Genomic DNA, 4,371 nt, shown 5'->3' on the forward strand with positions numbered 1-4,371 from the left:
CATGGCTTTTAAAGATTTGTGGTTTAAAGGAAATAGTATTATTCTAAGTAAAACTGTAAGTATAATGATGGCAAGCGCCCAGTTATGTATAAAGTTGTAAATAAAGTGAAGAACTAAGAATAAAGGCTTTCCAAGTATTCCAAAGAATCCAAAATCTATAGTATTCCTTAAAGCTAAATCTATATTCCATTCTTTTTTGTATTTTTCATTTATCTGTCCAAGAAGTGAATAAAGTTTTGGTCCTCCAAAGAAAAATCCTTCCAAGTTTCCTTTAATTTCAGATAATGTTAAAGTTGTCTCATTTGCTATAGGAATTATGTATGTAGATGTAAAGCCTGTTTTATTTGCAATTATCTGTAGAAAGTATTTATTTTCTTCTCCTGCCCAGATAATATGTCCTCTAACTATTTGAGTTGTTTTTATATCTGAATTTATTTTTATAAGCTCTTTATCTGTTTTTATTACCGAACCTCTATGTCCGCGAGATGAGTTTTCTGCTGTTGGAGTTATACCATTTACAACAGCAAGTCCTAAATTATTAAGACCAGAATATTCAAGCTTGTAAGATATTGTTTCATCAGGATTTAGAATGAATATCTTTTTAATTTTAATATTATCTTTTTCTAATTCAAAAATATACTTGTTCCCTGATTGCTTGAAGTTATATTCTGAAAAGTTTATTAAAGCTGTAATTTTAGGATTTGTGGTTATTATTTCTGTTGGGAAAATTTTATTATCCTTTGCAACCTTTGGTATTGTATCTGTATTATATTGGTTTAGATATACAGAAATAACTCTTGCTCCAATTTTTGAGATTTTCACAACTCCGTAGCTTGTTTTTATTTCAATAAAATCTTTTAAGTTATCTGATTTAAATCTTAAGTTATTTAAAAGTAAATCATATGTTCCAGAAGATGAGTATGTTATGTTTGAATGAATATTCTTTTCCTCTTTTTTAGCAAATTTTTCTTGAGCAGTATTTTCCCCAGATTTTTCTACTGTTTTATTAACAGTTTGTATCTGAGGTTGTTTTTCTGTTTGCTGTTTTTCTGGAAGAGGGTTTATGATTTGATTTATTACTGTGTATCCTATTAGAAGTACAGATACTATAACAAAAAATAAGAGTATTCTTTTTTGCATGTCGTCGTTGTTGTTAAACATTCACACCTTCTCCTTTAAGGTTTGTCTATTCCACCTTTTGAAAATGGATTGCATCTTAATATTCTCCATACTGATTTTAAACTTCCTTTTAAAACACCATATTTTTCTATTGCCTGTATTGAGTAGTTTGAGCAACTTGGATAGTATCTGCAAGAATTTCCTAAAATTGGCGAAAAAGCCTTCTGATACAGCTTAATTAATAATATTATTACTTTTTTCATTTAATTCTCTTAAAGTTTCTTGAAAGTTTAATATATCCTTTATCAAATCTTGCATTTTTTTATTTATCAGATGTTTTTTTGGTATAACAACTATATCATAACTTAAATCTTTTAGTTTATGAAAATTTAACCTAAGAGCTTCCTTGATAATCCTCTTTACCCTATTCCTTTGAACTGCCTTTTTTGAAAATCTCTTAGAAATAATAAATGCAAATCTGGGTTTCCCCAGATTGTTTTTTTTAACAAAAAAAATTAAGTGAAACGTTTCTAATTTTTTACCTTTAGACAGTGTTTCTCTTATCTCTTTATGAGATTTTATAGTTATTAAGCTGCCAATCTTTTTCTACCTTTTCTTCTTCTTCTTGCTAAAATTTTTCTTCCAGATTTAGTTCTTTTTCTTGCCAAAAATCCAGATGTTCTTTTTCTTTTTTTATTAGATAAATGGTTTTTCACTTTCTCAGGCATTTAAGACCTCCAAATTACTTTGTTAAAATAAAAAGAGCGTATCTTATGATACGCTCCATTAAGAATAATAATTATATCATAAAAACTTTTAGATTATCCTCTTGAAAATCCTGCTGAACCGTCGTAAATTCCAGTGAAAAGGAATATAATAGCAATTAAGAAACCGTAGAGAACGAATGTTTCAATAAGAGCCATACCAATGAACATAGTAGTTAAAAGCTTTGGTCCCATGTTAGGGTTTCTTGCCATTCCTTCTATAACACCCTGAACTGCAGAACCAAGACCAGCACCACCACCGCCAGCAGCTGCACCGATAGCAACACCAGCACCTATTGCAAGAGCTCCGTAAAAGATAGCTTTTGCTATTTTGTCTGCATCTGCGCTTCCAATATCAGCAAAAGCTCCTGTGTAAGCTCCTGCAGCAAGCAATAAGAGCATGAAAGCTGTAAGTTTTCTCATTAAATAAAACCTCCTTAAAATATTTTATTTCGTTATAAGTACAGGACAGCTTATTTTTGATACGGCAGACATATACTTTTCACTTAATATAGCCAAATCAACATTATTTTCCTGTATGTATTTAGATAGATTATCTTTTCCACAGCAGAAAAACTCATATTTAAACTTTCCTTCAAAATCTTTCAGGTATCTTTCTAAGGCTTTTTTTACTTTTTCTTTTGTTTTTTCTTCTAAATCTACTTCCACAGGAAAAGCAAATAAGTTTGCGTAATCTCCTACAGATTTTACTTCTTCCATATCATAAAACAGTATCAACTCTGCATTTGAAAGGCTTGCCAGCGTCTTTCCCCATTCAACAGCCTTTACTGCACTTGTTGTCAGGTCAATATTTACAAGAATTTTTTGTATTTTTACCATTACCTGCTCCTTATTAATGCTCAGAATGTATAATTGCAGTTGCTATGTAAACTGTTGTTAATATCATAAATACGTAAGTTTGTAAGAATACCTGGAAAAAGTGTATAAACATAATTGGAAGCGGAACTAATAGCGGAACAAGGAATATTAAAACTACTGTTAAAATTTCACCACCTGTCATATTCGCAAACAGACGGAGAGCAAGTGTAATAGGTCTGCTTATATGGGAAATAATTTCAAGTACAAAAAATAGTGGAGCCATCCATTTTATAGGACCAAAGAAATGTTTAAAGTATTTTACAAATCCCTGTTCTCTTATACCTTCAAAGTTATATAAAAGAATACAGTAAAGCAAGTGCTAAAGTTGTATTTATGTTTGCAGTAGGAGATTCAAATCCTGGTATCATCCCAAGAAGGTTTCCAAAAAATACAAATAGACCAATACCTGCTATAAAGGGAAGTATTTCATTCCCTTTTTTCCCATATTCTCTTCAATCATATTTTTAGTAAAGTCAATATAAGCTTCAAATATATTTTGAACTCTGGATGGAACTAACTTTGGCTGTCTTGCAAATATTGCGAATATTGCAAAAACCACAATCATTTCAATTATAGCCATTGTTATATGGTTGGTGTATAGTCCTTCCAATGTTTCCTCCATTTCTTTTATTAACAAAAAACTCCAAATATTATAGCAAAAAAATTTGGCGGTGGTAAAGAATTATTGAGGATAGTTTTTTACAGACTCTTTGTATTCTTTTATTCTTTCCTTTATTTCTATCCAGTTGTCATTTCCAAATTTTTCAAGTACTGCACCAGCCAGGACTATGGCAAGCATTGCCTCTCCAACAACAGCAGCAGCAGGAACAGCTGTAACATCTGATCTTTCTTTTGCTGCATCAAAAGGCTCTTTTGTTTTTATATTTACAGATTGAAGTGATTTTTTTCTCATTAACGTTGGAATTGGTTTCATACCTACTCTAACTAAAATAGGCTCTCCGTTTGTCATGCCGCCTTCAAGACCGCCAGCCCTGTTCGTTCTGTGGTAAAAACCCTTTTCTTTATCCCAGAATATCTCATCGTGAGCCTGAGAGCCAAGTTTTTCAGAAAGTGAAAATCCTTCTCCTATTTCTACTGCTTTCATTGCCTGTATACTCATCATAGCCTGTGCTATTTTACCATCAAGTCTTCTATCCCATTGAACATAAGAGCCAAGCCCAGCAGGAACGCCAGTTGCAAAAACCTCAAATATACCACCTAAACTTTCACCTTCTTTTTTTGCCTCATCTATTAACTGTTTAAATTTTTCATCTTCTTCAGGGATAGGGATTCTTACCTCTGAGGTTTCTGCTATTTTTGCCCTTTCTTCAAGGGGCATATCTTGAATTTTATTTCTTATTGAAAGACTGCCTATTGAAACAACATAACTTCCTATTTTTATTCCAATATCTTCTAAAAGCTGTTTGCAGACTGCTCCCACTGCTACTCTTGTGGTTGTTTCCCTTGCTGAAGCTCTTTCCAGTACATTTCTCAGGTTTTCAAAACCGTATTTTATACCGCCAATAAGGTCTGCGTGGCCTGGGCGTGGGTTTGTGATTTCTCTTTTATCAACAGGCTGTCCTTCTACGGACATTATATCTGTCCAGTT

At 32.1% G+C, this 4,371-nt stretch carries 8 protein-coding genes; all 8 read right to left on the minus strand.

Annotation, left to right across the window (positions count from 1 at the left end; all coding sequences use genetic code 11):
• On the minus strand, positions 1 to 1,161 hold a 1,161-nt coding region (yidC, locus tag HG1285_RS05845; RefSeq protein WP_008288286.1), incomplete at its 3' end, for a membrane protein insertase YidC.
• 14 nt (positions 1,162 to 1,175) lie between these two features.
• The gene (gene yidD / locus HG1285_RS19125; RefSeq protein WP_008288288.1) at positions 1,176 to 1,382 is read right to left on the minus strand and encodes a membrane protein insertion efficiency factor YidD; all 207 of its coding nucleotides are present in this window, start codon (positions 1,380 to 1,382) and stop codon (positions 1,176 to 1,178) included.
• 324 nt (positions 1,383 to 1,706) lie between these two features.
• Positions 1,707 to 1,847, minus strand: coding sequence for a 50S ribosomal protein L34 (gene rpmH, locus HG1285_RS17640; protein ID WP_032496814.1), 141 nt, complete (start codon positions 1,845 to 1,847; stop codon positions 1,707 to 1,709).
• Positions 1,848 to 1,940: 93 nt separating this feature from the next.
• The gene (locus HG1285_RS05840; RefSeq protein ID WP_008288289.1) at positions 1,941 to 2,306 is read right to left on the minus strand and encodes an ATP synthase F0 subunit C; all 366 of its coding nucleotides are present in this window, start codon (positions 2,304 to 2,306) and stop codon (positions 1,941 to 1,943) included.
• Between the two features lie 24 nt (positions 2,307 to 2,330).
• The gene (locus HG1285_RS05835; protein ID WP_008288290.1) at positions 2,331 to 2,723 is read right to left on the minus strand and encodes a universal stress protein; all 393 of its coding nucleotides are present in this window, start codon (positions 2,721 to 2,723) and stop codon (positions 2,331 to 2,333) included.
• 329 nt (positions 2,724 to 3,052) lie between these two features.
• Positions 3,053 to 3,187, minus strand: a complete 135-nt coding sequence (locus HG1285_RS20630; RefSeq protein ID WP_343122635.1) for a F0F1 ATP synthase subunit A — start codon at positions 3,185 to 3,187, stop codon at positions 3,053 to 3,055.
• Positions 3,172 to 3,399: a F0F1 ATP synthase subunit A gene (locus HG1285_RS20635; protein WP_343122634.1), complete on the minus strand. Its 228-nt coding sequence runs from the start codon at positions 3,397 to 3,399 to the stop codon at positions 3,172 to 3,174. The genes HG1285_RS20630 and HG1285_RS20635 overlap by 16 nt, the downstream gene beginning before the upstream one ends.
• A gap of 45 nt (positions 3,400 to 3,444) precedes the next feature.
• The coding region (gene aroC / locus HG1285_RS05830; protein WP_008288292.1) for a chorismate synthase at positions 3,445 to 4,371 on the minus strand (927 nt) is incomplete at its 5' end.

It is taken from the genome of Hydrogenivirga sp. 128-5-R1-1 (assembly GCF_000171895.1).

Bases quoted from the DNA above. Each gene is read 5' to 3' on its own strand.
- yidD (WP_008288288.1), bottom strand. From the start codon at position 1,382: ATGAAAAAAGTAATAATATTATTAATTAAGCTGTATCAGAAGGCTTTT.
- rpmH (WP_032496814.1), bottom strand. From the start codon at position 1,847: ATGCCTGAGAAAGTGAAAAACCATTTATCTAATAAAAAAAGAAAAAGA.
- HG1285_RS05840 (WP_008288289.1), bottom strand. From the start codon at position 2,306: ATGAGAAAACTTACAGCTTTCATGCTCTTATTGCTTGCTGCAGGAGCT.
- HG1285_RS05835 (WP_008288290.1), bottom strand. From the start codon at position 2,723: ATGGTAAAAATACAAAAAATTCTTGTAAATATTGACCTGACAACAAGT.